The organism is Amycolatopsis acidicola, assembly GCF_007713735.2.
Classification (GTDB): Bacteria; Actinomycetota; Actinomycetes; order Mycobacteriales; family Pseudonocardiaceae; genus Amycolatopsis_E; species Amycolatopsis_E acidicola.
Genome location: NZ_VMNW02000012.1, coordinates 41,929 through 65,275, shown reverse-complemented (window position 1 = coordinate 65,275; position 23,347 = coordinate 41,929). Strand labels below are relative to the sequence as shown.

The 23,347-nt window shown below is 69.1% G+C and carries 28 protein-coding genes and 1 pseudogene; 14 read left to right on the top strand and 15 right to left on the bottom strand.

What is annotated here, in order from left to right; translation table 11 throughout:
• Window position 1: 1 nt before the first annotated feature.
• Genes FPZ12_RS11155 through FPZ12_RS11145 form a run of 3 tightly spaced genes read right to left on the bottom strand, consistent with a single transcriptional unit; the run spans window position 2 to window position 2,804 of the window.
• Window positions 2-340 carry a RidA family protein gene (locus FPZ12_RS11155; protein WP_144747900.1) on the bottom strand — a complete coding sequence of 113 codons (339 nt, stop codon included), beginning with the start codon at window positions 338-340 and terminating at the stop codon, window positions 2-4.
• Window positions 337-1,416 carry an alpha-hydroxy acid oxidase gene (locus tag FPZ12_RS11150; protein WP_144747899.1) on the bottom strand — a complete coding sequence of 360 codons (1,080 nt, stop codon included), beginning with the start codon at window positions 1,414-1,416 and terminating at the stop codon, window positions 337-339. Before FPZ12_RS11150 ends, FPZ12_RS11155 begins: the two co-directional genes overlap by 4 nt.
• On the bottom strand, window positions 1,413-2,804 hold the full coding sequence (locus FPZ12_RS11145) for an APC family permease (RefSeq protein ID WP_144747898.1): 1,392 nt from the start codon (window positions 2,802-2,804) through the stop codon (window positions 1,413-1,415). The genes FPZ12_RS11150 and FPZ12_RS11145 overlap by 4 nt, the downstream gene beginning before the upstream one ends.
• 157 nt (window positions 2,805-2,961) lie before the next feature.
• On the opposite strand from FPZ12_RS11145, the gene FPZ12_RS11140 reads away from it, so the two are divergent.
• The gene (locus tag FPZ12_RS11140; protein WP_144747897.1) at window positions 2,962-3,531 is read left to right on the top strand and encodes a TetR/AcrR family transcriptional regulator; all 570 of its coding nucleotides are present in this window, start codon (window positions 2,962-2,964) and stop codon (window positions 3,529-3,531) included.
• Between the two features lie 2 nt (window positions 3,532-3,533).
• On the opposite strand, the pseudogene FPZ12_RS11135 reads toward FPZ12_RS11140, so the two are convergent.
• From FPZ12_RS11135 to FPZ12_RS11115, 5 genes and pseudogenes are all read right to left on the bottom strand, one after another.
• A pseudogene (locus FPZ12_RS11135) lies at window positions 3,534-5,390 on the bottom strand (FtsK/SpoIIIE domain-containing protein); the annotation flags it as partial.
• Between the two features lie 2 nt (window positions 5,391-5,392).
• Entirely contained in the window at window positions 5,393-6,001 is a 609-nt protein-coding gene (locus tag FPZ12_RS11130; protein ID WP_243769792.1) for a hypothetical protein, read from the bottom strand.
• Window positions 5,998-6,318: a hypothetical protein gene (locus FPZ12_RS11125; RefSeq protein WP_144747895.1), complete on the bottom strand. Its 321-nt coding sequence runs from the start codon at window positions 6,316-6,318 to the stop codon at window positions 5,998-6,000. Before FPZ12_RS11125 ends, FPZ12_RS11130 begins: the two co-directional genes overlap by 4 nt.
• The gene (locus FPZ12_RS11120) at window positions 6,318-6,650 is read right to left on the bottom strand and encodes a WhiB family transcriptional regulator (RefSeq protein ID WP_144747894.1); all 333 of its coding nucleotides are present in this window, start codon (window positions 6,648-6,650) and stop codon (window positions 6,318-6,320) included. Before FPZ12_RS11120 ends, FPZ12_RS11125 begins: the two co-directional genes overlap by 1 nt.
• Window positions 6,647-6,817 (bottom strand): helix-turn-helix domain-containing protein, encoded by a 171-nt coding sequence (locus FPZ12_RS11115; protein WP_144747893.1) that lies wholly within the window; start codon window positions 6,815-6,817, stop codon window positions 6,647-6,649. Before FPZ12_RS11115 ends, FPZ12_RS11120 begins: the two co-directional genes overlap by 4 nt.
• 150 nt (window positions 6,818-6,967) lie before the next feature.
• Between FPZ12_RS11115 and FPZ12_RS11110 the strand changes: the two genes are divergently transcribed.
• The 3 genes from FPZ12_RS11110 (at window position 6,968) to FPZ12_RS11100 (ending at window position 9,323) form a co-directional block, all read left to right on the top strand.
• A complete protein-coding gene (locus FPZ12_RS11110; RefSeq protein WP_144747892.1) occupies window positions 6,968-7,351 on the top strand; it encodes an XRE family transcriptional regulator in 384 nt (127 codons plus the stop codon).
• A 104-nt stretch (window positions 7,352-7,455) separates the two neighbouring features.
• Window positions 7,456-8,973: a transcriptional regulator gene (locus tag FPZ12_RS11105; protein WP_144747891.1), complete on the top strand. Its 1,518-nt coding sequence runs from the start codon at window positions 7,456-7,458 to the stop codon at window positions 8,971-8,973.
• Window positions 8,973-9,323 (top strand): signal peptidase I, encoded by a 351-nt coding sequence (locus FPZ12_RS11100; protein WP_144747890.1) that lies wholly within the window; start codon window positions 8,973-8,975, stop codon window positions 9,321-9,323. The genes FPZ12_RS11105 and FPZ12_RS11100 overlap by 1 nt, the downstream gene beginning before the upstream one ends.
• On the opposite strand, the gene FPZ12_RS11095 is transcribed toward FPZ12_RS11100, so the two are convergent.
• Entirely contained in the window at window positions 9,295-10,659 is a 1,365-nt protein-coding gene (locus FPZ12_RS11095; protein WP_144747889.1) for a transcriptional regulator, read from the bottom strand. The two genes, FPZ12_RS11100 and FPZ12_RS11095, sit on opposite strands and share 29 nt — an antisense overlap.
• A gap of 333 nt (window positions 10,660-10,992) precedes the next feature.
• Between FPZ12_RS11095 and FPZ12_RS11090 the strand changes: the two genes are divergently transcribed.
• From FPZ12_RS11090 to FPZ12_RS11075, 4 genes are read left to right on the top strand one after another with little or no spacing between them, the layout of a single operon-like run.
• The gene (locus FPZ12_RS11090) at window positions 10,993-11,223 is read left to right on the top strand and encodes a hypothetical protein (protein ID WP_144747888.1); all 231 of its coding nucleotides are present in this window, start codon (window positions 10,993-10,995) and stop codon (window positions 11,221-11,223) included.
• Window positions 11,204-11,665, top strand: a complete 462-nt coding sequence (locus FPZ12_RS11085) for a winged helix-turn-helix domain-containing protein (RefSeq protein ID WP_243769791.1) — start codon at window positions 11,204-11,206, stop codon at window positions 11,663-11,665. The genes FPZ12_RS11090 and FPZ12_RS11085 overlap by 20 nt, the downstream gene beginning before the upstream one ends.
• Entirely contained in the window at window positions 11,662-11,934 is a 273-nt protein-coding gene (locus tag FPZ12_RS11080; protein ID WP_144747886.1) for a winged helix-turn-helix domain-containing protein, read from the top strand. Before FPZ12_RS11085 ends, FPZ12_RS11080 begins: the two co-directional genes overlap by 4 nt.
• On the top strand, window positions 11,915-12,229 hold the full coding sequence (locus FPZ12_RS11075) for a hypothetical protein (RefSeq protein WP_144747885.1): 315 nt from the start codon (window positions 11,915-11,917) through the stop codon (window positions 12,227-12,229). Before FPZ12_RS11080 ends, FPZ12_RS11075 begins: the two co-directional genes overlap by 20 nt.
• 15 nt (window positions 12,230-12,244) lie before the next feature.
• Here the strand turns inward: FPZ12_RS11075 and FPZ12_RS11070 are convergent, their stop codons facing one another.
• Window positions 12,245-12,553: an SHOCT domain-containing protein gene (locus FPZ12_RS11070; RefSeq protein WP_144747884.1), complete on the bottom strand. Its 309-nt coding sequence runs from the start codon at window positions 12,551-12,553 to the stop codon at window positions 12,245-12,247.
• Window positions 12,553-12,993 carry a DUF6325 family protein gene (locus tag FPZ12_RS11065; RefSeq protein ID WP_144747883.1) on the bottom strand — a complete coding sequence of 147 codons (441 nt, stop codon included), beginning with the start codon at window positions 12,991-12,993 and terminating at the stop codon, window positions 12,553-12,555. The genes FPZ12_RS11070 and FPZ12_RS11065 overlap by 1 nt, the downstream gene beginning before the upstream one ends.
• A 123-nt stretch (window positions 12,994-13,116) precedes the next feature.
• Here FPZ12_RS11065 and FPZ12_RS11060 point away from each other — a divergent pair, with 123 nt between their 5' ends.
• Window positions 13,117-13,686, top strand: a complete 570-nt coding sequence (locus tag FPZ12_RS11060) for a TMEM198/TM7SF3 family protein (protein ID WP_144747882.1) — start codon at window positions 13,117-13,119, stop codon at window positions 13,684-13,686.
• Here the strand turns inward: FPZ12_RS11060 and FPZ12_RS11055 are convergent.
• Window positions 13,674-14,105, bottom strand: coding sequence for a DUF6069 family protein (locus tag FPZ12_RS11055; RefSeq protein WP_144747881.1), 432 nt, complete (start codon window positions 14,103-14,105; stop codon window positions 13,674-13,676). The two genes, FPZ12_RS11060 and FPZ12_RS11055, sit on opposite strands and share 13 nt — an antisense overlap.
• Before the next feature lie 116 nt (window positions 14,106-14,221).
• Between FPZ12_RS11055 and FPZ12_RS11050 the strand changes: the two genes are divergently transcribed.
• Genes FPZ12_RS11050 through FPZ12_RS11040 form a run of 3 tightly spaced genes read left to right on the top strand, consistent with a single transcriptional unit; the run spans window position 14,222 to window position 17,757 of the window.
• On the top strand, window positions 14,222-15,985 hold the full coding sequence (locus FPZ12_RS11050) for a SulP family inorganic anion transporter (RefSeq protein ID WP_243769790.1): 1,764 nt from the start codon (window positions 14,222-14,224) through the stop codon (window positions 15,983-15,985).
• The gene (locus tag FPZ12_RS11045) at window positions 15,966-17,096 is read left to right on the top strand and encodes an AI-2E family transporter (protein ID WP_243769789.1); all 1,131 of its coding nucleotides are present in this window, start codon (window positions 15,966-15,968) and stop codon (window positions 17,094-17,096) included. The genes FPZ12_RS11050 and FPZ12_RS11045 overlap by 20 nt, the downstream gene beginning before the upstream one ends.
• On the top strand, window positions 17,089-17,757 hold the full coding sequence (locus FPZ12_RS11040; RefSeq protein ID WP_144747879.1) for a GAP family protein: 669 nt from the start codon (window positions 17,089-17,091) through the stop codon (window positions 17,755-17,757). The genes FPZ12_RS11045 and FPZ12_RS11040 overlap by 8 nt, the downstream gene beginning before the upstream one ends.
• A gap of 5 nt (window positions 17,758-17,762) precedes the next feature.
• On the opposite strand, the gene FPZ12_RS11035 is transcribed toward FPZ12_RS11040, so the two are convergent.
• On the bottom strand, window positions 17,763-18,212 hold the full coding sequence (locus FPZ12_RS11035; RefSeq protein ID WP_144747918.1) for a DUF7144 family membrane protein: 450 nt from the start codon (window positions 18,210-18,212) through the stop codon (window positions 17,763-17,765).
• Between the two features lie 195 nt (window positions 18,213-18,407).
• Here FPZ12_RS11035 and FPZ12_RS11030 point away from each other — a divergent pair, with 195 nt between their 5' ends.
• Window positions 18,408-20,291: an alkyl/aryl-sulfatase gene (locus FPZ12_RS11030; protein ID WP_144747878.1), complete on the top strand. Its 1,884-nt coding sequence runs from the start codon at window positions 18,408-18,410 to the stop codon at window positions 20,289-20,291.
• 14 nt (window positions 20,292-20,305) lie between these two features.
• The gene (locus FPZ12_RS11025) at window positions 20,306-21,709 is read left to right on the top strand and encodes a DUF1254 domain-containing protein (RefSeq protein ID WP_208025825.1); all 1,404 of its coding nucleotides are present in this window, start codon (window positions 20,306-20,308) and stop codon (window positions 21,707-21,709) included.
• Between the two features lie 45 nt (window positions 21,710-21,754).
• On the opposite strand, the gene FPZ12_RS11020 is transcribed toward FPZ12_RS11025, so the two are convergent.
• The gene (locus FPZ12_RS11020) at window positions 21,755-22,246 is read right to left on the bottom strand and encodes a DUF1269 domain-containing protein (RefSeq protein WP_144747877.1); all 492 of its coding nucleotides are present in this window, start codon (window positions 22,244-22,246) and stop codon (window positions 21,755-21,757) included.
• Window positions 22,247-22,336: 90 nt separating this feature from the next.
• Window positions 22,337-23,335: a DUF389 domain-containing protein gene (locus tag FPZ12_RS11015; protein WP_208025824.1), complete on the bottom strand. Its 999-nt coding sequence runs from the start codon at window positions 23,333-23,335 to the stop codon at window positions 22,337-22,339.
• Window positions 23,336-23,347: the final 12 nt, after the last annotated feature.

Genomic DNA, 23,347 nt, shown 5'->3' with positions numbered 1-23,347 from the left:
CTCAACCAACCACCGCCAATGCCTGCACCTCGATCAACAAACCCGCCACCGGCAACTCGCACACCAACGTCGTGCGCGCGGGCGCGTCGGGGCCGAAATGCCCTGCGTACCAGGAATTCCACCGCCCGAAGAACTCCCGCCCGGCGAGGAAGCACTCGACGTGCAGGATGCCCGCACGCCCCGACCCCGCCTCGGCGAGCACCTCGTCGAGGCGGGTCAGCACCCACCGCGCCTGCGTGTCGAAATCCGTCGAAAGCGGCCGCAGGGTGCCGGGATCGAGGGCGGCGATCCCCGCCGTCGCCACGATCCCGGCACCGGCGCCGAAGGACGCGAACCTCACCGCGCCCCCACCAGCGACGCCCGGAAGTCCGCCAGAGACCCCACCCCGGCGAGGATCATCAGCGTGCGCAACTCCTCCGCCAGCAGCTCCAACGTCCGCCGCACCCCGGCCTCCCCGTCCACGGCCAGGCCGTAGATCGCGAGCCGCCCGAGCACCACGACGTCCGCACCGAGCGCGAGCGCGAGGAACACGTCCGCGCCGGTGCGCACGCCGCTGTCCAACGCGATCGGCACCCGCCCGGCAACCGCCGCGGCCACCTCCGGCAACGCATCCAGGCTCGCGGGCGCCGGATCCAGTTGCCTGCCACCATGATTCGACACCACGACGGCCGACGCTCCGGCCTCGATCGCGCGCTCCGCTGTTTCCGCCGTCAGCACGCCCTTCGCGATCCACGGCAGGCCACACTCCGCGGTGGCCTCCGCGAGCCGCGTCCAGTCCCAAGCGGGCGCGCCATGCGCCACCAGCCGGCTGAACATCTCCGCCACATCCGGGGTGTCCTCGCCCGCCGTGTTCCCGGCGAAGCGGGACATGTCCGGGTCGAACCGGTTTACCCTGTTGCGCACGCGGAATCCGGCCGTCGGGCAGTCCACCGTCACGCACAGCGCCGCGTACCCGGCCTCGCGGATTCGCCGCGCCCCCTGCTCGAAATGCTCGAACGGATGCAGCTGCGCGATCCGCGCCGCTTTCGGCGCGGCCTCGGCCACCTGCTCGAACGAGTAGGTCCCCGCCTCGGGCACGATCGAAACCGTCCCGAAGGCCTCGTTGGCCCGTGCCACCGCGAGGTGCCCGTCCTTGTGGAACAACCCATCCCCGCCGAACGGCGCGGTCAGCACCGGCAGCGACAACGGGATCCCGAGGAACGTGGTGTCCGTCCGCGGAGCGCTCACCCCGCTCATCGGCCGCGGCCGGATGACGCGACGTTCGAACGCGGAACGGTTGGCGCGCAAGGTGGTCTCGGTCCCGGCACCGCCTTCGAGGAAGTCCGCCAGGTCGTCCGGCAGCCCGTTCAGCGCTGCCTTCCGGATCTCGTCCAGCGCGGCGAAATCCACCTCGCGCGGGTACAGCGAGTCGATCATCGGGCCTCCTCGGCCAGTACGGAATGGCGGCGGCCGTAGCCCAGGTACAAAACGATTCCGGCGATCAGCCACACCCCGAATCGCAGCCAGGTCAACGGCGCCAGCGTGGTCGCGAGCACGATGCAGCCCACGAGGGCGAGCACGGGCACCACCGGCACCCACGGTGTCCGGAATGGACGGTCACGCTCCGGCTCGGTGCGGCGCAGCACGAGAACCCCGGCCGCCACCACGGCGAACGCGAACAACGCGCCGACGTTGACCAGTTCCGCGACGATGTCGATCGGCACGAACCCGGCGAACACCATCCCGACCAGGCCGAGGACGAGCGTCGCGCGCAGCGGCATGCCGTTGCGATTCGTCTTCGCGAGCGCGGGCGGCAGCAACCTGTCCCGGCACATCGCGAACACCAGCCTCGACTGTCCATACAGGACGATCAGCAGCCCCTTCGTCAGCGCGACGACCGACGCGGCGAGGATCAGCCCGCCCGTCCAGCCCAGGTGCAGGGCCTTGAACGCGGTCGCCACCGGTGCTTCGTTGTTCAGCGACTGGTACGGCGCGACTCCGGTGAGCACGGCGCTCACCGCGATGTACAGCACGGTCGCGATGATCACCGAGGCGATGATCGCGAAGGGCAGGTCGCGGCGCGGGTTCTTCGCCTCCTCCGCGGAAGTCGCGACCACGTCGAAACCCAAGTAGGCGAAGAAAGCCATCGCCGCCCCGCCGACGACCCCGCCCGCGCCGAACGGCGCGAAGTCCGCCCAGTTGGCCGCCTGCACGTGCGGCGCGCCGATCGCGACGATCACCACCAGCACGGCGACCGTCACCGTCACGAGGACCTTCGTGACCCGCGCGGTCAGCCGGACCTCGGCGGCGAGGATGGCGACGACGACCGCGATGATCAGCATGGCCGGGAGGTTGACCACGCCGCCGGAGGAAGGTGACGCGGTCAGGGCATGCGGCAAGCTCACGCCGAACAGGGATTCCAGCGAGGCGTTGAACATCCCGGACCAGCCGATCGCGACCGCCGAGCCCGCGACGACGAGTTCGAGGAGCACGTTCCAGCCGACCAGGAACGCGGGTGTCTCCCCCAGGGTCGCGTAGGTATAGGTGTAAGCGCTTCCCGAAGCCGGGACCATCGCGGCGAGTTCGCCGTAACACAAGGCCACGAGGACGCAGACGACACCGGCGAGCAGGAACGACAGCACGATCGACGGCCCGGTCTTGGTGGCCGCGACGACCCCGGTGGTGACGAAGATGCCGGCGCCGACGATGCTGCCGACGCCCATCGCGGTGAGGTCGAAGCGGCCGAGGCGCCGCTTAAGCGTGGACGCGGCGACGTCGTCGGTGACACGACGGCGCCGACGGGTGGTGAGGGACGGAGAGGGCATGGCGAGGTCCTTTCCGAGGACACTGACACGAGAAGAAGTTCTCATGTCGACGTCAGCCTCGGTGAGCCATCGCCTCAGGTCAAGCAGTCAGATGAGAAGTTATTCTCGTATTAACACCGCCGGATAGGATCGCGCGGAACCGAACAGGGGGAACCGGATGGCCTTGCGCCGCGACACCGCCCGCACGCGGGACAGGCTGCTGGACACCGCCGGCAGGCTGCTGGCGGAGCGAGGTCTCGCCTTCAGCCTGCCGGACCTCGCCAAGGCGGGCGGCGTGGCGACCGCGACGGTGTACCGGCATTTCGAAGACATCCGCGACGTGCACCGCGAGTTCTACTACCGGCTGATCGACCAGCTCGTGGCCGCGCTGAAAGCCGTTCCCGGCGACGGGACCCGGCGCTTCGCCGACACCTGCGCGCGCTGGGTCGAACTCGCCCAGCACTGGGGCCGCGCGGCCACCCGCATCCGCAGCCCCGAAGGCTTCCTCGAACGCGTCCGCGCCGGCGACCCGCCCACCTCCGAACTGCACGCCGCGCTGGCCCCCGTCGTCCGCGAACTCATCGCCTCCGGCGAAATCCCGGACCAGGACACGGACTACGCGATCCTCGTCTGGATCACCCTCTTCGACGAACGGGTCATCGTCGACCTGACCGAACTCGGCTGGCCCGTCTCCCGGATCGCGCAAACGCTTTCGGCCTCGGTTCTCGGTGCGTGGCAAGGGAAGTAGCGCTACTCGCAGTTCTCGACGGCAGCTCGGATATCAGCCGTCAGGTAACCCCGCACCCGCCGGGACTCGCCAGCCGTCGCAGGCACGTACTGGCGAACCGGCCGACAACCCAGCTCACCCATCTGCCGCCCGAAGGACGTCGGATCCAGATCCAGCGCCTCGACCAGCTCCGCGGTAGGCACGAACTCCCGCTGCCGCAACGCGTCACCAAGATGCCTCACCACGGAGGCCAGCGGTTCGGGAAGCCCGGACCCGACATCAAGCGCGTCGACAACCGCTGCGGCGTCGACGACGGGGCCATCGTCACCAGCCGCGTGGCCGGAAAGTGTTCCTTCCTGTTCACGGAGCAAACGGCCGCGGGTGCAGATGTCCTGCCATTCCGGGTTGGCCATGTAGTCGGTGCGCACGATCGTCGCCGGGGCGTCGCTTCCGGTTTCACCGTCGGGGCGGAGGATGCCGACTCCTTTGTGGGTGGGCAGGAGAGTGGAGGCGTCGTAGCCGCGGGTGTTCATCTGTTCGCCGAGGACGATGTTGGAGTCGCGCCAGTCCATGACCCGGAGCGCGAAGCGCGAGCCGAGCACCGAGCGCAAGCGCGACGGGATGGTTTGCGAGTCGGGCCGCTGGGTCGCGAGGATGACCACGATCCCCGCCGCGGGGCCTTTCCTGGCCAGGTAAGCGAGCAGGTCCACAATGTACTCGCCGTGGTCCGGGTTCTCCAGGAAGAGCTGCACCTCGTCGAGGATCACGGCGGTGATGGGCATGGTCATCGACGGGTCACGCGAAAGAGCGGGCGTGATCTTGGATTCGGGGCAGACCTCGTCGTCGAGCTCGGACATTCTCGTGTAGCGGTCTTGGACTTCGGCGACCAGCGCGGTCAGGTGGTCGCGGACGGCCTGGATGTCCTCGGCGGTGTCACCGCAGACGAAGCGGTGCGCGATGCTTTCGGCGGCTTTCCAGTCTTTTCCGCCTTTGCCGTCGAACAGGTAGAGCCGCGTGCAGGGATCGAGGATGAGGCCGGCCGCGGCCAAGCGCATCGCCATCGTCTTGCCCTGCCTGGGAATCGCGCCGATCAGGAGTGACGTCCACACCAGTGGGAGATCGACGCGGCGCCGGCGGGCGTCGTGACCGAACGGAACCGGCTTCCATGCATCCCATCTTTTCGCCGCCAGCAAAGGGGTTTTCCGCGGCGGACCGGAGTACGGGTCCTTGTCGGCCACCCACACCGCGACCCGGCCGGCGTGTCCGCCTGTTCCTCGCACCCGCTCGACGATGAGCTGGATTTCATCGACCGCCAGCGCCGACGCCAGTGCTTCCCGGTTCCGGATGACGTCGGCGGCTTTGCGGGTGGCCGGCAGGTCGATCGTCATGGCCCAGCCACCGTGAGACCGGGTGACCCGCTCGACCAGCCGCAGGGTTTCGTCCTTACCGATCAGCTTCGCGTCCCGGAACGCTTCGACGAGCACTTGTGGGTCCATCGTCCACATCAGCACCCGCGGTCCGGCCAGCAACGCCTTGCGCCCGGGCCCGCCTTCTCGCCGACGACCGGCGACAGCGAACGCCAGCGCGACGAGTCCCGCCGCGACGGCCACCGCCACGTGCCCGAAGATCCATGCGGTGACCAGCACCAGCCCCACCAGGGAAATCACCGATCCCGCCGTGACTTTCCAGCGGAACAGGGTCAGCTCGCGGATCTCCGTGTACTTGTCGGCCAGCTTCTCCGACTGCTCGGCCGCCTCCCGGTAATCCTGGACGCGCACCCATTTCCGCCAGACCCGCAGCATCATCGCCGTGCCTCGCGCCGCCGCGGCCAGGAACCGGAACGGTGACCTCACCACAGCGACGACAACCCGCGCCGCCGCGTTCATGAGCGCCCCCGTTCCGCTCGCAGCGCCGCGGCGAGCTTGGACGACAGACCCCGTGAACACCCCGTCGCCTCGCGAACCCACGCGGGCGTCACCGTCACCTCCGAGGTCAGCGCCGCGCGCGCCACCTCCAGGTACTCCGCGAACGAGGTTCGGGGAGTGGTGCGTTCGGGTTGCCGGACAGCGGCGACCGCCGCCCCGAGTTTGTCCCGCAGATCCGTCACCGCCTCGGTCGCGACGAAGACGACCAGCGGCGGGACGGAATGCAGTACTACAAGCGCGGGCGAACGCTCCGCGAACGCCTGCCAGGTGTTCATGACGTAGGTGGCGGCCAACGTGAACCACTTCGCGCCGCGCACCCAGCCTCCGGTGCGCACGCCGTGCCGGGCGGTGATCTGCTCCGCGCGCAGGATTGCCAGCAGGACAAGCGAAACCATCGGGTCCAGCAGCCAGGCTCCCCACCAGGACAGTGACCATGCGGCTGATCCGGCCGCGGCGAACTGCTGGACATTGGTCATCGTGAAGGCGAGCCCCAGCAGGATCCCGGTCCAGCACAACCGGTCGACCTGCACGGCCACGCGCCCGACATCCTCCGGGCTTTCGTTCACCGGCGGCCTCCACGACGCCGGGGGAACTCCTGCGTGGTCACCGTCGTGGCGCGGATGATCGTGTAGGCGGCGACCAGGGCGGGGACGGCCAGCACCACCAGGACCGGCCACACTCCCCCGACCTCCGCGATCACCACCCACTGCACGGCCACGATCAGCGCGGCGGTGAACGTCACCCGCCCGGCCAGGGACACGGCACGTACCTCGACCTCGGCCTTGGAACGCCGCCGGCGCCCCATTCGCCGCGCCCCGACGAGGATGCAGAAGAGACCGATTCCGAATATGACCTGCTGAGGCGTCAAGCTGATCGCGGTCATCACTCCTCCCTCCCCGCTCGCTCTCCGCGGCGCAGCCAGTGCGGGCGCAGCGCGCGCCGCTCGTCTTCGGGCATCGCTCCCCACACTCCGACGGTGTTTTCGCCGCCGGTGCGGAGTTCCAGTTCCAGGCATTCATCCGGGACCGGGCAGCCCGCGCAGAAGCAGGCAGCCAGTTCCCGGTCGTTCGCGACCTCCGGCACGGGATCGGGACAAGCCCAGAAACACAGGCCGTCGTCGCGGACGAGGGCGTCGAGCGCGCCGGTCGGGACCCAGCGCAGCCGGTCCAGCTGCCAGGCGATCCCGACCAGGCGCAGTTCCTCCGGATCGGTCATGCCGCGCCCCTGTCGAGCAGACGGACGAGCGCGACCGCGGGGATGACGAGTTGTCCGTTGCGTCGAGTCGCGCGAAGGGTGCCGAGCCGGATGGCACGGGCGATGCGGTCGGGGTCGACGCCGAGGATCCAAGCGGCAGCACGGATCGAGTAGGTGTTCGCAGTCATGGGTGGAAGTCCTTTGCTTGTTGATTTCAGCACTGAGTTATTGATTTCGACATCCGGTGGGCGCGTGCGATCGCCGCGACAGGGCGCGTCACGCCGCGCTAGGGAGCGGAGCCGCTAACCTCGTCGCCGAGGCCGAGCGCGGAGGGGTGGATGTCGGAGGATTGGGCAGCGGTCGCGAAGGCCGTCAACGCCCGGGTGAACGAACTGGGCTGGCTGCAGCGAGAATTGGCCAAGCGTTCGCACGTCTCGCAGGCGGTCGTCCGGGAGATCCAGCATCACGTCGTCGAACGACGCCGGAGCCCGCGCACGCTGGAGTCGCTGTCGGTGGCCCTGGGGTGGCATCCCCAGCACCTCGACGCGGTCCTGCACCATCGTCGGCCACCGAAAACCGAGGAGCCGCTGCTCGACCGGGGCGACACCGTCTGGTCGCGGATGGACGGTCTGGAGCGGCGGATGGACGCGATCACCGACCGGCTCGATGACCTCAAAGCGGATCTGGCCACTGTCCTCGAGCACGTCCGCCGGGAGCGTTAGGTGCCGTCGTTGTCGTTTCATGCCAGTAATTCCACTGCGAATCCGGCGCAGGCCCCAGGCACATCCAGTGCACATCGGGTGCGGAACCAGTGCAGGTCCCTCGCATGAACGCGGTGAGCGGCTGGACCGGGGAGACCGCTTGCCGCCTGCAGTCCGCGCTGCGCATGAGCAACGAGGCCTTCGCCGAGCACCTCGGCATCGGCGTCCGGACGGTCGCCGGGTGGCACCAGAAGCCCACGCTGCGGCCGAAGCCGGAGATGCAGCAACTGCTGGACACCGCGCTGGAACAAGCGCCATCGCCGGTGAAGGAGCGCTTCTCCGCTGTCAGCAGCCCTGCCCCCGAAGACGACCGGCTCGCTGATGCGCACCTGCGTGCGGCTCTCGAGTGGCTCGACGAGCACAGCGACTGGCCCTCAGGCACCGCCCGCGACGAGGTTTCGCGTCGGCTGGTGCAAGTGGACACCCAGCAGCTGCGCGATCGCGGCAACCGACGGGCCCGCGTGAATCAGCGCCAGGTGGCCGACGCGCTCCGCGCGTACTACTCGGATCTGCCCGAGGGCTACGGCTGTTACTCGGCATGCATCGACGACACCGTCGCGGCCACCAGCATCCTGACCCACGCGGACTGGCTCGACCTGCGCGCCTCCCTCTTCACCGACGACCGATTCCGGCTGACCTCGGCAACACCCGGACCGACCGCCCGGCTCGACGCCGAGGCCGCAAGCCGGGCCGCGCAACGGCTGGCCGAAAGTCTCGCGCTGCGCACCAAACTCGTGAACATGCCGCTGTACCGGCTCCTCGGCATCGACATCGCCGACGGCAAGATCGACGGCACCCTGGGCATCAGCCACTTCGTCGATTACGCCCTCACGATGGACCTCCTCGAGGGCGAACTCGTCGACTCGCTCGTCGCCGGCGTGCCCTCCACTCCCTTGCGCGACCGGTATCTCCCGGACGCCGCGGCTGTACTCGACTTGCCCAACCGGTTGTGCGCGGGCGGCACGCTCGCCCTGTGCGCGTTCGCGAGGCCCGCGGACCCGTTCCGTGGCCCCGCGGACTACGTGCTGCTCGTTCAGGAACGTTCAGGGCATGTCGTGAACGCCGCCCGCCGGCTCGCGGTCATCCCCAAGGGCTTTCACCAGCCGATGGCCGACCTGCGCGCCGACGGCAGGATCGGCGCGACACTCCGCCGCGAGATGGAAGAAGAACTCTTCGGGCGCGACGACATCGACAACACCGTTGCGCACCAACGCGCCGCCGACCCGATGCACCCCAGCAGGCTGTCCGAACCCATGCAGTGGCTCTTCGGCGAACCCGGCCGCATCCGCATGGAATCCACGGGATTCGGCCTGAACCTCATGAGCGGGAACTACGAGTTCCCCGGCCTGATCGTCGTCGAGGACGAAGACTTCTGGGCCCGCTACGGCGGTCTCGTCGAAGCCAACTGGGAATCGGCGAACCTTCGCCAGTACTCCAGCCGCGACCGGGCGCTGCTGACCGATCTCATCGGCGATGTAGCGTGGAGCAACGAGGGACTGTTCGCGCTGCTGCAAGGATTGCGGCGGCTCGGCGAGATCGGCGGTGACCGCGTGGACCTGCCGGCGATCGAAGGGGAGATCTAGTGGGCGCCAACTTCTACAGCGGCAACGCCGACGACGACGCGCCCGGCAACCGCGGCTGGCTGCTCGGTCATTTCATCAGGCCGGCCGACGATGTCCGCGCCACCAAGGACGTCGAGGTCAAATGGGGTATCCACCCGGCAGGCGACAAACGCGCCGAATGGACCGCCGACGACCAGCGCACCACACTGCTGCTCATGGTCGGCGGCACCTTCCGCCTCGACCTCACCGAAGGCAGCGTCACTCTGGCCCGCCAAGGTGACTACGTGATGTGGGGCCCGGGTATCGACCATTCTTGGGAAGCGCTCGCGGATTCCACCGTCATCACCGTGCGCTGGCCATCCGCGACCTGACCTCCGGCAGCCGCGCCCGTTCTCCCCCGCATTCGGTCAACCGGCGAAACCCCTGCAGCAGAGCGAAAAGTCCCTCGTTGCTCCAGTCATCATCCGCGACCAGCTCCGCCGTGAGTTCGGTGTCCACACTGGAATACACCTGAAGCCCTGACGCTTCCCAGTTCGCCTCGATGTGCCCGCCGAACCTGGTCCAGAACTCCTCGTCCTCGACCACGACCAAACCGGCGAACTCGTAGTTGCCGCTGACCAGGTTCAGGCCGAATCCGGTGCACTCCAGGCGCAAGCGGCCTGGCGCGCCGAGCAGCCACCGCATCGGCTCGGTCAACCTGCTCACGTGCATCGGCGCGGCAGCCGCTGCCGCCGCGGCGCTGTCCACCTCCGCGCGCCCGAACAGCTCTTCTTCCATTTCCCGCAACAGTGTCGCGCGAATCGGCAGATCGCCTCGGTGATCGGTCAGTGGCTGGTGAAAAGCCTTGGGAATCACCGACAATCGCCCCGCGCCGTTCACCACGCGATCGGATCTCCGCTGCACCAGCAACGCGTAATCCGCCGGACGATTCCCCTCCGCGGGGCGCGCGATCGCACACAACGCCGCCACGCCACCGGCACACAGGCGTCCGGGCAGGTGCCACACGGCGTCGAGGTCCGGGAGGTAACGGGGCCGCAGCTGCCAGGTGTCCACCGGCCCGGGGAGTTCCGCTTCGAGCAGGTCGGGGCCGAGCGCATAGTCCATAAAGGACACACGACCGAACGTCCCGGAAACTCCGCCCGGCCCGATGTCGATGTCCAGCAGCCGGTACAGTGGCGCGTCGACCATCTCGGCGTCGCGCTTCACGTCGGTACGCGGATCCACCAGGCTTTGCGCGGGCACCAGGTCGAACCGCTCGCTGCCGGGCTCCAAGGTGACCGCGCCGGACAGCCATTCCGGGCGGGTCACGATGCTGGTCACCCTCTCGTCGCCCGCGCAGTCCACGCGGTAGGCGAACTCGTCAGCGCCGTAGTAGCCGACCAGCGTCTCCGCGATCTCGGAGCGCCCGGGCGCGCCCGAGTCCAGCCTGACCTGCGGAGGCTCGAGAAGCTCCTGGATGCCGATGCCGAAGATCCGCTCCAGCAGACGCGCCGTGCCCGGCCTCGGCAGCCCGACCGGCCCGCCACCAGGCCCACGGCCCGCGACCAGCCTGTTCAGGTGCCGGAGACTCACCGTGCCCGACTCCCCGTGCTCGCGGGCGAACCGGTCCGCGAAATCGACGAACTCCCCCAGCGTCAGCCTGCGTCCGCGGATCTCGCGTTCCAGGACCGTGCGAGCTGGCGGCTGACGTACAGCTGAAGTGCGCATGATTTCATCATGCCATTGGGACGCCGTCCCGTCCCAAAGAATCTCTCGTTTTCCGGCGATTCGGCGCCTCGACCGGGACGGCCTGGCCGTCCCCGACAACCCGTCCCATTGGGCCGACCTGGCACCAAAAGCGCAGATAGAAGCCTTGCGTCACCCGTCCCACCAACACCGGAAAGCCCGTCCCAAAGCGGGGACACGTGGGACACCTCGCCCAGGCGCTTCCCGGCGCGGCCGGCCGCAATGGCCCGCTTATGGCCCGGCCAGGACCTGGCCTTGGCATCCCGGGAGCGGCGAACCTGGCAGCGATGATCTTGCCGAACCCGGGAGCCACCGATGAGCCCGTCTCTCACCCTGATCCTGGTCTTCCTCGGACCGCCCCTGACCTACCTGGCCGTCCTCCACCTCCGCGCACGCAGCGGGACCCCTGAACGGATCACCGTCGCGCAGATCCGCGCCCGCATCGCCGCCGAAAGCACTTCGCACAGCTGGCTTCCGCAGGACCGGCACTGGCCCCAGACCGACCCCGACGCGCCGGAGCATCACCGTGGACTTCACGCCCGATAAGAACATCGGCTACCTCTATGCTCAGGTCGCCGACCACCTCGCCGAACGCATCCGCGGCGGCGAACTCGCGCCGCGCACGACACTGCCCAACGAACAAAAACTCGCCGCCGAGTACAACGTTTCACTGGGCACCGTTCGCCACGCCACCAAACTCCTCCGCCTGCGAGGACTCGTCGTCACCCTTCCCTCCCGCGGCACCTACATCGCCGCACCGTCCACACAGGAGGATCAAGCTCGCGCCTTCCTGGTCGAAATCCTCCCGAGCGACAACGCCTGGCACGTCGTCCTCGACGGCGAGCACCTCCGCGGCCACGCCGAGAAATCCAGCGCCTTGTGCACCGGTATCGATGTCGCCCAGACCCACCGCCCCGGCGTTCTCGTCGTCAAGGCACCCGACGGCACCATCGAGGCCGAATACACCTTCGCCCGGAACGCCGAATGAACCGCGGGCCGGGCTACGTCTACGAACGAGTGGCCGACGACCTCGAAGACCGCATCCGGTCCGGCGAACTGGCACCAGGAACCGCGCTACCCAACGAAAACGATCTCGCCCGCGAATACGGCGTCTCCGTCGGCACCAGCCGCCACGCCACCAAACTCCTGCGCGAACGCGGGCTCGTCACCACGATCCGCTGCAAAGGCACCTACGTCACCCCCGTTGACCGATGGAGCAAACCGGGAGAGAACCAAAATGACACCAGCCACTGGTAGCGATTACCGCGCCCAGCACATCCGCGCCCGCACACTGCTGCACCAGCTCACCGACACCGCCGACAAACTCGACGACTACGAGGCGGCGGCCTTCGACCTCGCCCGCGCCGATGTCACCGGCATCGGCGAACTCGAGGAGGCCGACGAAAACGACCTCTGCCAAAGCCTCGTCATCGCCGCCCGGCACGCCCGCGCCGCGCAACGAATTCTCCGCAGCTACGAACGGGACCTCACCACCGCCATGCACCATGAAGGCATCGAGATCGAAAGCGCACCCGATGCCCGCGATGCTTAGGCGAAGCGGTCAGCGCTACGTCCCGAGCAGCTTCGCCTTTGCGGCGGCGAACTCCTGGTCATTGAGAACCCCGGAGGTGTGCAGCGAGTTGAGCCGCTCCAGCTGGCTCATCAGGTCCGAGCCGCCGCTCTGCCCCGGTACCTGAGCCAGCTCAGCCTGTGACTGGAGCGCCGCCTGTTGTGCCCGCGCCTGCTCGGCCGCGTCCCGCTCGTCCGCGCGTCGTTGCATGCGGCCGGTCACTGCCTTGGCCGTGCCCGCGACGACCGCGGTGCGCGCCATGGTGCCCAGCAGCCCGGGCCTCCCGAACCGTCGTCCTCCCAGCATCAGTGGGCACTCCCTTCCAGCGAACCGAGAACCTCGTCCACGACGACGTCCGGCACGTGCACGTCGGCGAGCAGGCGGCCCTCCGACTCGGCCACGGCCGAACGCATCCCGGCGAACCAGGTGTGCTCGAGCACGACCACGGCCGCCGCGTCTCCCGCGCCTAGCCCCGCCGTCAGCTCTTCCGCATCGTCCGCGGACACGAGGTCGACGCCGCCGTCACCGACCAGGTCCGCGAGCGGCGCGAGATCCGGGTCCCCGGCGAGGTCCTCGAACTCGACCAGGCGGACGTGGCCCTCTTCGTCCCGCCGGACGAGCAGGGCGTCGACCAGCCGCGCGACGTTCCGCTCCCGCAGGCTGACCAGCTCCTCGATCACCCGCCCGCTGAACCGGCTGCCCGGGAAGCTGATCACCAGCACTTCGATGGGTTCCAATCCGGCCATGTGCACTCCTCGCTCGAACGGCAACGCCTCGCATGCTCCGCCGCCCGCGCGAGCCCCGGGTCATCCGTCAAGTGTGAGGCGTCCCCCGGCCCGATGCCGGATCCTGCGTTCCGAGGTGATGGCGTGAACACAACCGGACTCGTCGTGCTGGCCGTCGGGCTGCTGCTGTGTTACGCGGGCGTCCGCTCAGTCAACCTGGCGGTACTGGCCTCGGGATTCGCCATCGGCTGGCTGATCACCGAACCGTTCAGCGCCACCTTCCTCACCGCGCTCATCGTCGGGCTGGCGTGCGCGGTGGGCGCGTGGGTCCTGGCGCACCTCGTCTTCCGCGTGGCGCTCTTCTTCGTCGGCGGACTCGCGGGTGCGGTGATCGGCGCCAAGGTCTTCGGGCTGCTCCAGCCCGAAGACCGCAGCGTCGTGCTGGTCATCATTTTCGTCGCGGCCACCGGGTTTCTCGGCGGACTGGTCACCCAGCGATTCCGTCGTCCCGCGCTCGCCGCGATCTGCGCGCTCGGCGGTGCCGCCTTAGTCCTTAGTGGACTCGCCCGCTCTTTCCCGCACGTCTTCACGTTTCTCCGCAACCCGGCTGGAAACTGGCAGGCGGCTTTCGCGGCGATCGTGTGGGTCGCGCTGGCTTGCACCGGCTGGGTGGTCCAGCGCAAAGCCAAGGACAAGGCGGCTCAATCCCGTTGAGCCACGGCGGAAAGCGTGGCGGTGATCGCCAGCCCGATCGCCAGATTGAGGACGGCGGTGGCGATACGGCTGTCGGTATCGGCCTTCGCGCTCAACGGAAGCACCACGACGATCAGCGTCAGCAGCAGCATGATCGAGGAGAAGAACACCCGCTGGCGCGGCGTCCCGGCCAGGATCAGCAGTTGCAGCAAGGCGGTCGCCAGCAGCGCGGCGATCGCGGACGCCACCGCGTAGCCCGCGATCCCGGCGGTGTCGGCGGGGGCGGTGTCCGTGGGCGCGAGCACATCGATGCCCAGGATGCCGTTGATGATCAGGAACCCGGCGATGGCGACCAGCGCGGCGACGACGGCCGCGGCCAGACCGCCGTACCAGAGCCGGGAGAAGGACTTGCGCGCCTGCGGACCTGCTACCTCGTGCATGCGGAGAGCGTGGTCGCGTTGCCCGCGCGGCGCCTCACACGCGAAGGGTGAGTGCGCGCCCCTACGGCGGGCTTCGGCCCGGTCACCGGTTCATCCACAAGAGGCGAGGCGTCCCGGTGGCGACGCGAGACAGGCTGGCCGGAACGGACGGTGAGGAGGCGGCGATGCCTGCCGGGACAGGAGCGTCGGGTCCCTGGTTGTTCGGCTCGTTGCGCGGTTACCGGCCCGCCTGGGTGCGCAGCGACCTGGTGGCCGGGTTCACCGTATGGGCGGTGCTGGTACCGGAGGCCCTCGCCTACGCCACGATCGCCGGGGTACCACCGGTGACCGGGCTCTACGCGGCCCCGGCGGCGTTGGTGCTGTACGCGGTGTTCGGCAGTTCGCGGCATCTGGTGGTGGGCCCGATGTCGGCGACCGCGGCGTTGTCCGCCGGCGTGATCGGGGGCGTCGCGGGCGCGAGCGGCGGCGATTTCGTAGCGCTGACAACGGCTTTGGCGATCGTGGCCGGGGTGGTCGCGGTCGTGGCCGGGCTGGCGAGGCTCGGGTTCCTCGCGGGGTTCATCTCCGAACCGGTGTTGAAGGGGTTCATCGTCGGGCTCGCGCTGACGATCATCGTCGGCCAGCTGCCGAAGCTGTTCGGCATCGAGAAGGCCGAGGGCGACTTCTTCGAGAAACTGTGGGGAGTGATCCGCGAACTCGGCCACGTCGACCTGGCGGATCTGACGATCGGCGTGCTGTCGCTGGTGATCGTGCTGCTGCTCAAGCGGTTCGTGCCGCTGCTGCCGTCGTCGCTGATCGTGGTCGCGCTCGGGGTGCTGGCCGTCGCGCTGTTCGGCCTGGACGACCACGGGGTCGAGACGGTGGGCGACATCGCGGGCGGGTTGCCGTCGCTGGGGCTGCCCGACGTGCCGGCGCACGACTACCTCGCGCTCGCGCCGGGCGGGATCGGCATCGTGCTGGTGGGGTTCGCCGAAGGGCTCGGCGCGGCGAAAACCTATGCCACCAAAGCGGGTTACGACGTGGACGCGAACCGCGAGCTGCTCGGGCTCGGCGCGGCCAACCTCGGGGCGGGGCTCAGCTCGGGCATGGTCGTCAACGGCAGCCTGTCCAAGACCGCGGTCAACGGCGGGGCGGGCGCGCGGTCGCAGGTGTCGGGGCTGATGGTGGCCGTGCTGACCATCCTGACCCTGCTGTTCCTGACTCCGCTGTTCGAGCAGCTGCCCGAGGCGACGCTGGGCGCGGTCGTGATCGCGGCGGTGATCGAGCTCGTCGACATCGACGCGCTGCGGGCGCTGTTCCGGGTCTGGTCCGGCCGGCTGGGCTCGATCTACGGCTACGCCGCGCGCGCGGATTTCCTGGCCGCGCTGGCGGCGATGCTCGGCGTGCTGGTGTTCGACACGCTGCCGGGCCTGTTCATCGGCATCGGGGTTTCCTTGCTGCTGCTGCTTTATCGCGCTTCCCGCCCGAACATCGCCGTACTGGGGACGGTTCCGGGTACGCGAGTGTGGGTCGACCTCGAACGCCATCCCGAAGCACGCACCGTGCCCGGGGCGCTCGTCGTCCGTGTCGAGGGCGGGATCTTCTTCGCGAACGCCGACCACGTGCGGGCGCGGGTCCGGGAGCTGGCCGCGCACCACGAAACGGTGGTGCTCGACGCGGAAACGGTGCCGTTCGTGGACGTGACCGCGGCGCGGATGCTCGCCGAGCTGGCCCACGACCTCGACCGGAAGCACGCGCGGCTCGTCGTCGCGCGCGATGTCGGCCAGGTCCGCGATGTGCTGCGCCGCAGTGACGTCGAGGCGCCGCCCTTCGACGTCTATCCGACCGTCCGCGCGGCGCTCGGCGAAGAAACGGGGAGCGATGACCAACGAAACACGTGAGCGCCACCGGACACGTCGGCGGATCCCACCGCCCGCGCTGCTCCCGGCCGCGGACCGGGACCTGCTGGCGCGGGGCATGCCGAGGGCGCTGATCCTGCTGATCGGCGGCGCGTCCGCAGTGATCCTGCTGGCCGGGATGTCGATCGCCTCGTGGCTGATCGGCCCGCTGTTCCTGGCGATGGTCATGGTGATCGCGCTGAGCCCGGTGCCGCGGTGGCTGCGCGGGCACGGCGTGCCCTCGTGGGCGGCGACCACCCTGCTGATCCTGCTGGTCTACGCGCTGGTCGCCGCGCTGGTCCTGGTGCTCGTCGTTTCGGTGGCGCAGCTGGCGACCGTGCTCCCGACGTACGCGGCGCGGGCGAACGACCTGCTCGCGAGCGTGACCGCTTTCCTGAGCAGGCACGGAATCGATCCGGCGCGGCTGCGGCCCGCGACCGACCAGCTGGACTTCGGCAAGCTCGCCGGGTACGTGGAGACGCTGCTCGGCGCGGTCACCAGCGTCGGCACCGGCGTGCTGTTCCTGTTGTCGCTGCTGCTTTTCGTGAGCATCGAGGCGACGACGGCCCGCAAGCGCCAGCTCGCGATCGCGGCCGACCGGCCCGCGCTGAGCGCCGCGCTCAGCTCGTTCGTCCGCAACACGCGCCGCTACCTGCTGATGACCACGCTGTTCGGGTTCATCGTCGCGGTGCTCGACACCCTCGGGCTCGTCATCCTCGACGTCCCGCTGCCCGTGCTGTGGGGCCTGCTGTCGTTCATGACCAACTACATCCCGAACATCGGCTTCATCCTGGGCCTGGTGCCGCCCGCGCTGCTGGCGTTGCTGGACGGCGGCTGGCCGCGCCTGATCGCCGTGGTGGTGGTCTACTGCGTGCTGAACTTCGTGGTGCAGTCGGTGATCCAGCCGCGGTTCGTCGGCGGCGCCGTGGGGTTGTCGACGATCGCCACGTTCGTCTCGCTGGTGCTGTGGGGCTGGATCCTCGGGCCGCTCGGCGCCATCCTCGCGGTGCCGCTCACCTTGCTGGCCAAGGCTTTGCTCGTCGACGTCGACCCGCGTGCCCGGTGGGTCGACGCGCTGATGGGCAGCCACCCGCCGGAGCCCGGCGATGGGTGACGTCCTGGGCGACCTGCTGCCCTTGGCACTGGGCGTCGCGATCAGCCCGGTGCCGGTGATCGCGGTGATCCTGATGCTGCTCGCCCCGAAAGCGGGCGCCACCAGCGCGGGTTTCCTCGGTGGGTGGGTGGCGGGGATCGTCGTCGCGACGGTGGTCTTTCTCGTGCTGGCCGAGGTCGCGGGCCTCGGTGACGGCGGCGGGCCGTCCACCGCCGCGTCGTGGATCAAACTCGTGCTGGGCTTGGTGATCGTGCTGCTGGGGGCGAAGCAATGGCGCGGCCGTCCTCGCGAGGGCGAAGAAGCCACGCTGCCGAAGTGGATGGCGGCGATCGACACCTTCACCGCGATGAAGGCGACCGGGCTCGGTTTCCTGTTGTCCGCGGTGAACCCGAAGAACCTCGCGATGACCGTGGCAGCCGGGGTGACGCTCGGCGCGCTGCCCGCCGGGCAGGCCGCGATCGGCACGGCGGTGTTCACGGTGCTGGCCGCGTCGACCGTCGCGGCGCCGGTCGTGGCCTACGCGCTCGCGGCGGAAAGCATGGCGAAGGTGCTGGACCGCCTGCGGACCCGGCTGGTCCAGGACAACGCGGTCATCACGGCGGTACTGCTGGTGACGATCGGGGTGATGCTGGCAGGCAAGGGAATCGGGGGCGTGACCTGAGGTCTTCAGTCCGCGGTTTCCCGGCCGTGCACGACGACCGCCCAGATGACCAGTACGTCCAGCGCGATGGCGATGACCGACCACGCGGGCGAGGCGGGCAGGAAAGCCAGCTGCGCCAGCGCGTTGATCCCCGCCAGCAGCACCGCCACGACGCGGGCCCAGGTGGCGCCGCTGAAGAGCGCGAGACCGGTCAGCACGGCGCAGGCGCCCACGACCAGGTGCAGCCATCCCCACGAAGTGAGGTTGAACAGCAGCAGCCCGTTGGGCCCGACGACGTAGTAGTCCTTGCGGAACAACGCCACCAGCCCGAAGATGACGTTGAACAGGCCGGTGATGATCATCATCGTGGCGGCGAACCAGATCCAGCCCACCCACAGGCTCGCCCGTGGCTGCTCGCGGCGGGGCCCGGTCGCCGGTGCGGCGGTCGCGGTGCTGTGCTGCGCTTGCTCGGTCATGTCCACTCCTGGGTAGGCGTCGGGCGCCATGCTCCGCGCGGCGCAGGGCCTCTTCTTCGCCTGCCAGGGGTGAAAAACGTCCACAGTGGACGCGGCCAGGCCGTCCGGGAGCTGGCTCACCCCTGGCAGGCGATTCGCGCCTTCCCCGCGCGTGTTGTCGTCTCGGAAGACGACCACCGACGAAATGGGGCGCGCATGACCGGGACAGTCGCCGACCAGGGCATCGTCGCGGCGGCTGCCGCGATGCAGGACCACCTGCCGTTCACCGACACCACCGACGAAGCGAACGCCCGGCGTGGCTTCCTGCGTACGCGCCGGCCCGCGCAGGTGCGGGCCGAGGACGGCCGCGTCGTGTGGGACGCCGACGCCTGGGCGGGCCTGCTCGCCGGGGAGCGGCCGGACACGGTGAACCCCAGCCTGTGGCGGCAGGCGCGGCTGGTCGCCATGCACGGTCTCTACAAGGTGACCGAGGGTATCTACCAGGTGCGCGGGATGGACCTGTCGAACATGACGATCGTCGAGGGCCGCACCGGCATCATCGTGATCGACCCGCTGATTTCGACGGAGACAGCGGCCGCCGCGCTCGCCCTGTACCGCGAAGAACGCGGCGACAGGCCGGTGACCGCGCTGATCTACACGCACAGTCACGTCGATCATTTCGGGGGCGCACGCGGGGTTCTCTCCGGCGAGCCGGTGCCGATCCTCGCGCCGGAAGGGTTCCTGCACCACGCGGTCGCTGAGAACGTGTACGCCGGGACGGCGATGGCACGGCGGTCGGCCTACATGTACGGCGCCGCGTTGCCGACGGGGGCCGCGGGGCAGATCGGCGCCGGGCTGGGGATGACCGTTTCCACCGGCAACGTCTCGCTGGTGCCGCCCACGCACGATGTCATCCATACCGGCCAGGAAGAAACTCTCGACGGCGTGCGGATCGTTTTCCAGATCACGCCGGGCACCGAAGCACCGTCGGAAATGAACTTCTTCTTCCCCGAACACGGCGCTTTGTGCATGGCCGAAAACGCCACTCACACACTGCACAATCTGCTCACCCTGCGTGGCGCCCTGGTGCGGGATCCGCACGTGTGGTCGCAATACCTGACCGAAGCGATCGAGCTGTTCGGGAACGACACCGACGTCGAATTCGCTTCGCACCACTGGCCGACGTGGGGCCGCGACGAGATCATCACTTTCCTCTCCGAGCAACGGGATCTCTACGCCTACCAGCACGACCAGACGCTGCGGCTGCTGAACAAGGGCTATGTCGGCGCCGAGATCGCGGAAATGCTGGAAATACCGACCGCGCTGGAGAACGCGTGGCACACGCACGGCTATTACGGCTCGATCAGCCATAACGTCAAGGCTGTCTACCAGCGCTATATGGGCTGGTACGACGGCAATCCCGCGCATTTGTGGCAGCACCCGCCGGAGCAGGCCGGACGCCGTTACGTCGCGGCGATCGGCGGGCCCGATGCCGTGCTCGGCGTGGCACGACGGGCTTACGACGAAGGCGACTTCCGCTGGGTCGCGGAATTGACCGGGCACCTCGTGTTCACCGATCCCAGCAACCAGGAGGCGCGTGAACTGCAGGCCGCGGCGTTCGAGCAGCTCGGTTTCGGCGCCGAGAACGGGACCTGGCGCAACTTCTACCTCACGGGCGCGAGGGAGCTGCGCGGGGAGGTCGCCGGGACGCCGACGACCACGGCGTCCGCGGACCTGCTCGCGCAGCTCAGCCTCCCCCAGATGTTCGACAGCCTGGCGATCCGGATCGACGGGCCACGCGCGGGCGAGCTGCGCATCGGTCTGGATTGGACAGTCACGCACGAGGACGGCGAGGACACCTACTGGTCGCGCCTGCGCAACGGGGTGCTCATCCACGGCGCGGGAAGTGGACGCGACGAGGCCGACGCGCGGATCCGGATCAGCCGCGCGGGATTGCTGAAACTGTTGTCCGGCACCGCGAATCCGGATGCGCTGACCGGCTCCGGCGACCTGACGATCGACGGGAACGCGGACGTGCTCACGCGGTTGTTCGGTGTCCTCGACACCCCGGATCCCGGGTTCGCCATCGTGACTCCCTGAGGGGCGGTGAAACCGTGACGACCTCGCCGCTGCTCCGGCGGATCAACAACGGCAACTGGCTTCCGCGCGAGGAAGCGGAGTCCCTGCGCGCCGAGCTGTACTACCAGCGCGCGGTGCACGCCTACGTGACCATGCTGCCCGCGCTGAACCTGATCGGGATGCGGGACGGGTCCGAGGCGGAATTCGGCCAGGGCTACCACGTCCTGCCGATCTGGAAGGACCGGATGGACAGCCGCACCTGGGTGCCGACGCCCAACGCGGACGTCATCTACTCGATGAGCTACCTGGACCTGAAACGCACCGGGCCGCTCGTGGTGAACGCGCCCGCGAACGTGATCGGCATGTTCACCGACTTCTTCCAGCGCACCCTCACCGACGTCGGGGCGGTGGGGCCGGACCGTGGCCGGGGCGGGCTGTTCCTGCTGCTCCCGCCCGGCTACGTCGGCCACGTGCCGGGTGGGTACTACACGTTCGAATCGTCCACGTACAACGTCTTCCTGTTCTTCCGCACGATCATGGGGCGGGGCGAGCACGGGCCCGACCCGGCGTCCGCCGTCGCGGTCGCCGAGCAGACGCGCCTGTTTCCCTTGTGGGAGGAGGAAAAGGACGTCCCCGCGATGCGGTTCCCGAACGCGAGCGGGGTGCGGGTGAACATGATGTACCCGACGGACTTCGCCTACTGGACCAAGCTCAAGGAGTTCGTCGACCACGAACCGGTCGGGGCCATCGCCCCCGAGCTGCGGGGAGTCCTGGCGTCCATCGGCATCGTCAAGGACAGGAAGTTCGAACCCGAGAGCTGGCAACGCGCTCAGCTCGAGCGCGCCGTCACGGACGCGCCGCGGATGATCCTCGCCGCCACCCAGCTGGGGCGCGCGGACAAACGCAACTACTACTACGACGACAGGCAGTGGGAAGTCGCGTGGTGCGGCGCCACGGCGGAGTGGATGCAGGAGACCTACCTCGACATCGACGCGCGCTCGCGCTTCTTCCAGTACGCCTACTCCTCGGCGCCGGCGATGAACATCCACACGACGGGCGCCGGCTCGAAGTACCCGTACACGATCCGTGACGCCGATGGTGAGTTCCTCGACGGCTCGAACACCTACAAGCTCCGCCTGCCACCGAACCCGCCTGCTGGGCTGTTCTGGGCAGTGACCGCCTACAACGTCACCGACGGCACCATGCCCGAGACCGAACAACTGCTGCCGTCGACCAACGGCTACTACGACATCCCCGCGAACGAGGACGGCTCGATCGACCTGTGGTTCGGGCCGCGGCAGCCAGAAGGTGTGGCGGACACGGCGTTCATCCAGACCGTTCCCGGCCGGAACTTCGTCGGCGTACTGCGTCTTTACGGCACGGGCGCCGAGTTCTACGACCAGACCTGGCGGCCGGACGACCTGATCAGAACGATATGAAAGCGCCCCGGCCGGGGAATTCCCGGCCGGGGCGCCGCCTGGTGGTTACTGGGCGATCATCTCGCGCAGTGCGGTTTCCTGGTCGGCCGACAGGTTGGACTGGATGAGCTCCGGCTTGAGGCCGAGGCCGTCCAGCGACGCCTTGACCTTGTCCTGCACCGCGTCGCTGGAGAGCAGGAACAGCGCCGACGTCCCCTGCGTGATCCGTTCCCGCGCGGACTTGATGAGGTCGTCGTCGATTCCGACGTCGCTCATCTTGCCGCCCAGCGCGCCGGTGGCCGCGCCCACGGCGGCACCGAGGAACGGCACGAAGAAGATCAGCCCGAACAGCATGCCCCAGAACGCGCCGCCGAGCGCGCCCGCGCCGGTCAGGTTGTGCAGCTGCCGGATTTTCGGCTTGCCCGCGGTGTGCGGCCACGACACGGTCGCGGCGTCGTGCACTCTGATGAGTTCCTGTTTGCTGAGCGTCTCCAGCATCGCGACCGTGTTGTCGGCCGCCGCGGGATCGTCGAACTTCCAGACCGTCAGCGTCGCCATGGTCGTCCTTCCGTCGGCAATGAGTGATGTGCTCGCAGCGTCCCCCGGCGACCACCGGCGGCCCTCACCTCTGGGGGACGAAATTCCCGCTCACCGATCGGCGGGCAGATCCTGGGTGCCCTCCATGACCAGCGACAGCCGGGCCGGAACGTCACCGAGTCCCGCGTCGTCGAGCGCGGTCCGCAGCGAGGTGGTGTCCCCGGCCGGGGGCAGCCCGGCCACGGTCACTTCGAGCACTCCCTGATCGAAGGTCAGCTCGACGAGGTGCCACGCCCTTTCCTGGGTCCAGCGCTCCACAGCGGGCCGGGCCACAGCGACCGTGCGCTCCTGCTGGAAGACCTGGTAGCTGCCGACGCCCAGCGGCACGCTGACCAGAAGCACGAAACCCACGATCACGACCAGCGTCGGCGCACTGAGCCGTCCCACCGGCTTGCCGAAGGACTGGGCCGCCGCGCGCACCCGGTATGCGAGCAGGACCGCCGTACCGGTCGCGATGATCGCCGCGACGTTGGTGGCGAACAGCAGCAGCGCTCCGCCCGACTGTCCGTAAGCGCCGGACTCCAGCGTCAGGCCGACGACCGAGAGCGGCGGCACGAGCGAGATCGCGATCGCGACACCGGGCAGGGTGTCCGAGACGTCGGACCGCACCAGCGCGAAGGCACCGACGACACCCGTCGCGAGCGCGGCGATCAGGTCGATGAGGCCGGGGCTCACCCGCGCCGCGACCTGTGAATTGGTGTCGGCGGTGACCGGGCCGGGCACGAGCAGCCCCATCAGGTAGCCGATCGCGACCACGACGACCGCCCCGCCGAGGACCAGGGCGACGCTGAGCAGCACCTGCCGCCGGATCGCGAGGACCGCGGCGAGCGCGGTGCCGAGGATCGGTGTCATGAGCGGCGCGACGATCATCGCCCCGATCACGGTGGCAGTGGAGTCGGTCACCACCCCGGCGGTGGAGATGATCGCGGCCAGGGTCAGCAGCACCCAGAACGCCGAGCGTTGTGCCCGTCCGGTCAGGAACAGTTTCCCGGTCATCCGGTCGATATCGGCCTCGGACAGCACGGGCCGCACCACCGATTCGAGGTTCACCCCCGCATCATC

Excerpts from the sequence above, each read along its gene's own strand:
- FPZ12_RS11150 (WP_144747899.1), bottom strand. The coding sequence starts at position 1,416 with ATGATCGACTCGCTGTACCCGCGCGAGGTGGATTTCGCCGCGCTGGAC.
- FPZ12_RS11145 (WP_144747898.1), bottom strand. The coding sequence starts at position 2,804 with ATGCCCTCTCCGTCCCTCACCACCCGTCGGCGCCGTCGTGTCACCGAC.
- FPZ12_RS11140 (WP_144747897.1), top strand. The coding sequence starts at position 2,962 with ATGGCCTTGCGCCGCGACACCGCCCGCACGCGGGACAGGCTGCTGGAC.
- FPZ12_RS11125 (WP_144747895.1), bottom strand. The coding sequence starts at position 6,318 with ATGACCGCGATCAGCTTGACGCCTCAGCAGGTCATATTCGGAATCGGT.
- FPZ12_RS11120 (WP_144747894.1), bottom strand. The coding sequence starts at position 6,650 with ATGACCGATCCGGAGGAACTGCGCCTGGTCGGGATCGCCTGGCAGCTG.
- FPZ12_RS11115 (WP_144747893.1), bottom strand. The coding sequence starts at position 6,817 with ATGACTGCGAACACCTACTCGATCCGTGCTGCCGCTTGGATCCTCGGC.
- FPZ12_RS11110 (WP_144747892.1), top strand. The coding sequence starts at position 6,968 with ATGTCGGAGGATTGGGCAGCGGTCGCGAAGGCCGTCAACGCCCGGGTG.
- FPZ12_RS11105 (WP_144747891.1), top strand. The coding sequence starts at position 7,456 with ATGAACGCGGTGAGCGGCTGGACCGGGGAGACCGCTTGCCGCCTGCAG.
- FPZ12_RS11095 (WP_144747889.1), bottom strand. The coding sequence starts at position 10,659 with ATGCGCACTTCAGCTGTACGTCAGCCGCCAGCTCGCACGGTCCTGGAA.
- FPZ12_RS11090 (WP_144747888.1), top strand. The coding sequence starts at position 10,993 with ATGAGCCCGTCTCTCACCCTGATCCTGGTCTTCCTCGGACCGCCCCTG.
- FPZ12_RS11080 (WP_144747886.1), top strand. The coding sequence starts at position 11,662 with ATGAACCGCGGGCCGGGCTACGTCTACGAACGAGTGGCCGACGACCTC.
- FPZ12_RS11075 (WP_144747885.1), top strand. The coding sequence starts at position 11,915 with ATGACACCAGCCACTGGTAGCGATTACCGCGCCCAGCACATCCGCGCC.
- FPZ12_RS11070 (WP_144747884.1), bottom strand. The coding sequence starts at position 12,553 with ATGCTGGGAGGACGACGGTTCGGGAGGCCCGGGCTGCTGGGCACCATG.
- FPZ12_RS11065 (WP_144747883.1), bottom strand. The coding sequence starts at position 12,993 with ATGGCCGGATTGGAACCCATCGAAGTGCTGGTGATCAGCTTCCCGGGC.
- FPZ12_RS11055 (WP_144747881.1), bottom strand. The coding sequence starts at position 14,105 with ATGCACGAGGTAGCAGGTCCGCAGGCGCGCAAGTCCTTCTCCCGGCTC.
- FPZ12_RS11045 (WP_243769789.1), top strand. The coding sequence starts at position 15,966 with ATGACCAACGAAACACGTGAGCGCCACCGGACACGTCGGCGGATCCCA.
- FPZ12_RS11040 (WP_144747879.1), top strand. The coding sequence starts at position 17,089 with ATGGGTGACGTCCTGGGCGACCTGCTGCCCTTGGCACTGGGCGTCGCG.
- FPZ12_RS11035 (WP_144747918.1), bottom strand. The coding sequence starts at position 18,212 with ATGACCGAGCAAGCGCAGCACAGCACCGCGACCGCCGCACCGGCGACC.
- FPZ12_RS11030 (WP_144747878.1), top strand. The coding sequence starts at position 18,408 with ATGACCGGGACAGTCGCCGACCAGGGCATCGTCGCGGCGGCTGCCGCG.
- FPZ12_RS11020 (WP_144747877.1), bottom strand. The coding sequence starts at position 22,246 with ATGGCGACGCTGACGGTCTGGAAGTTCGACGATCCCGCGGCGGCCGAC.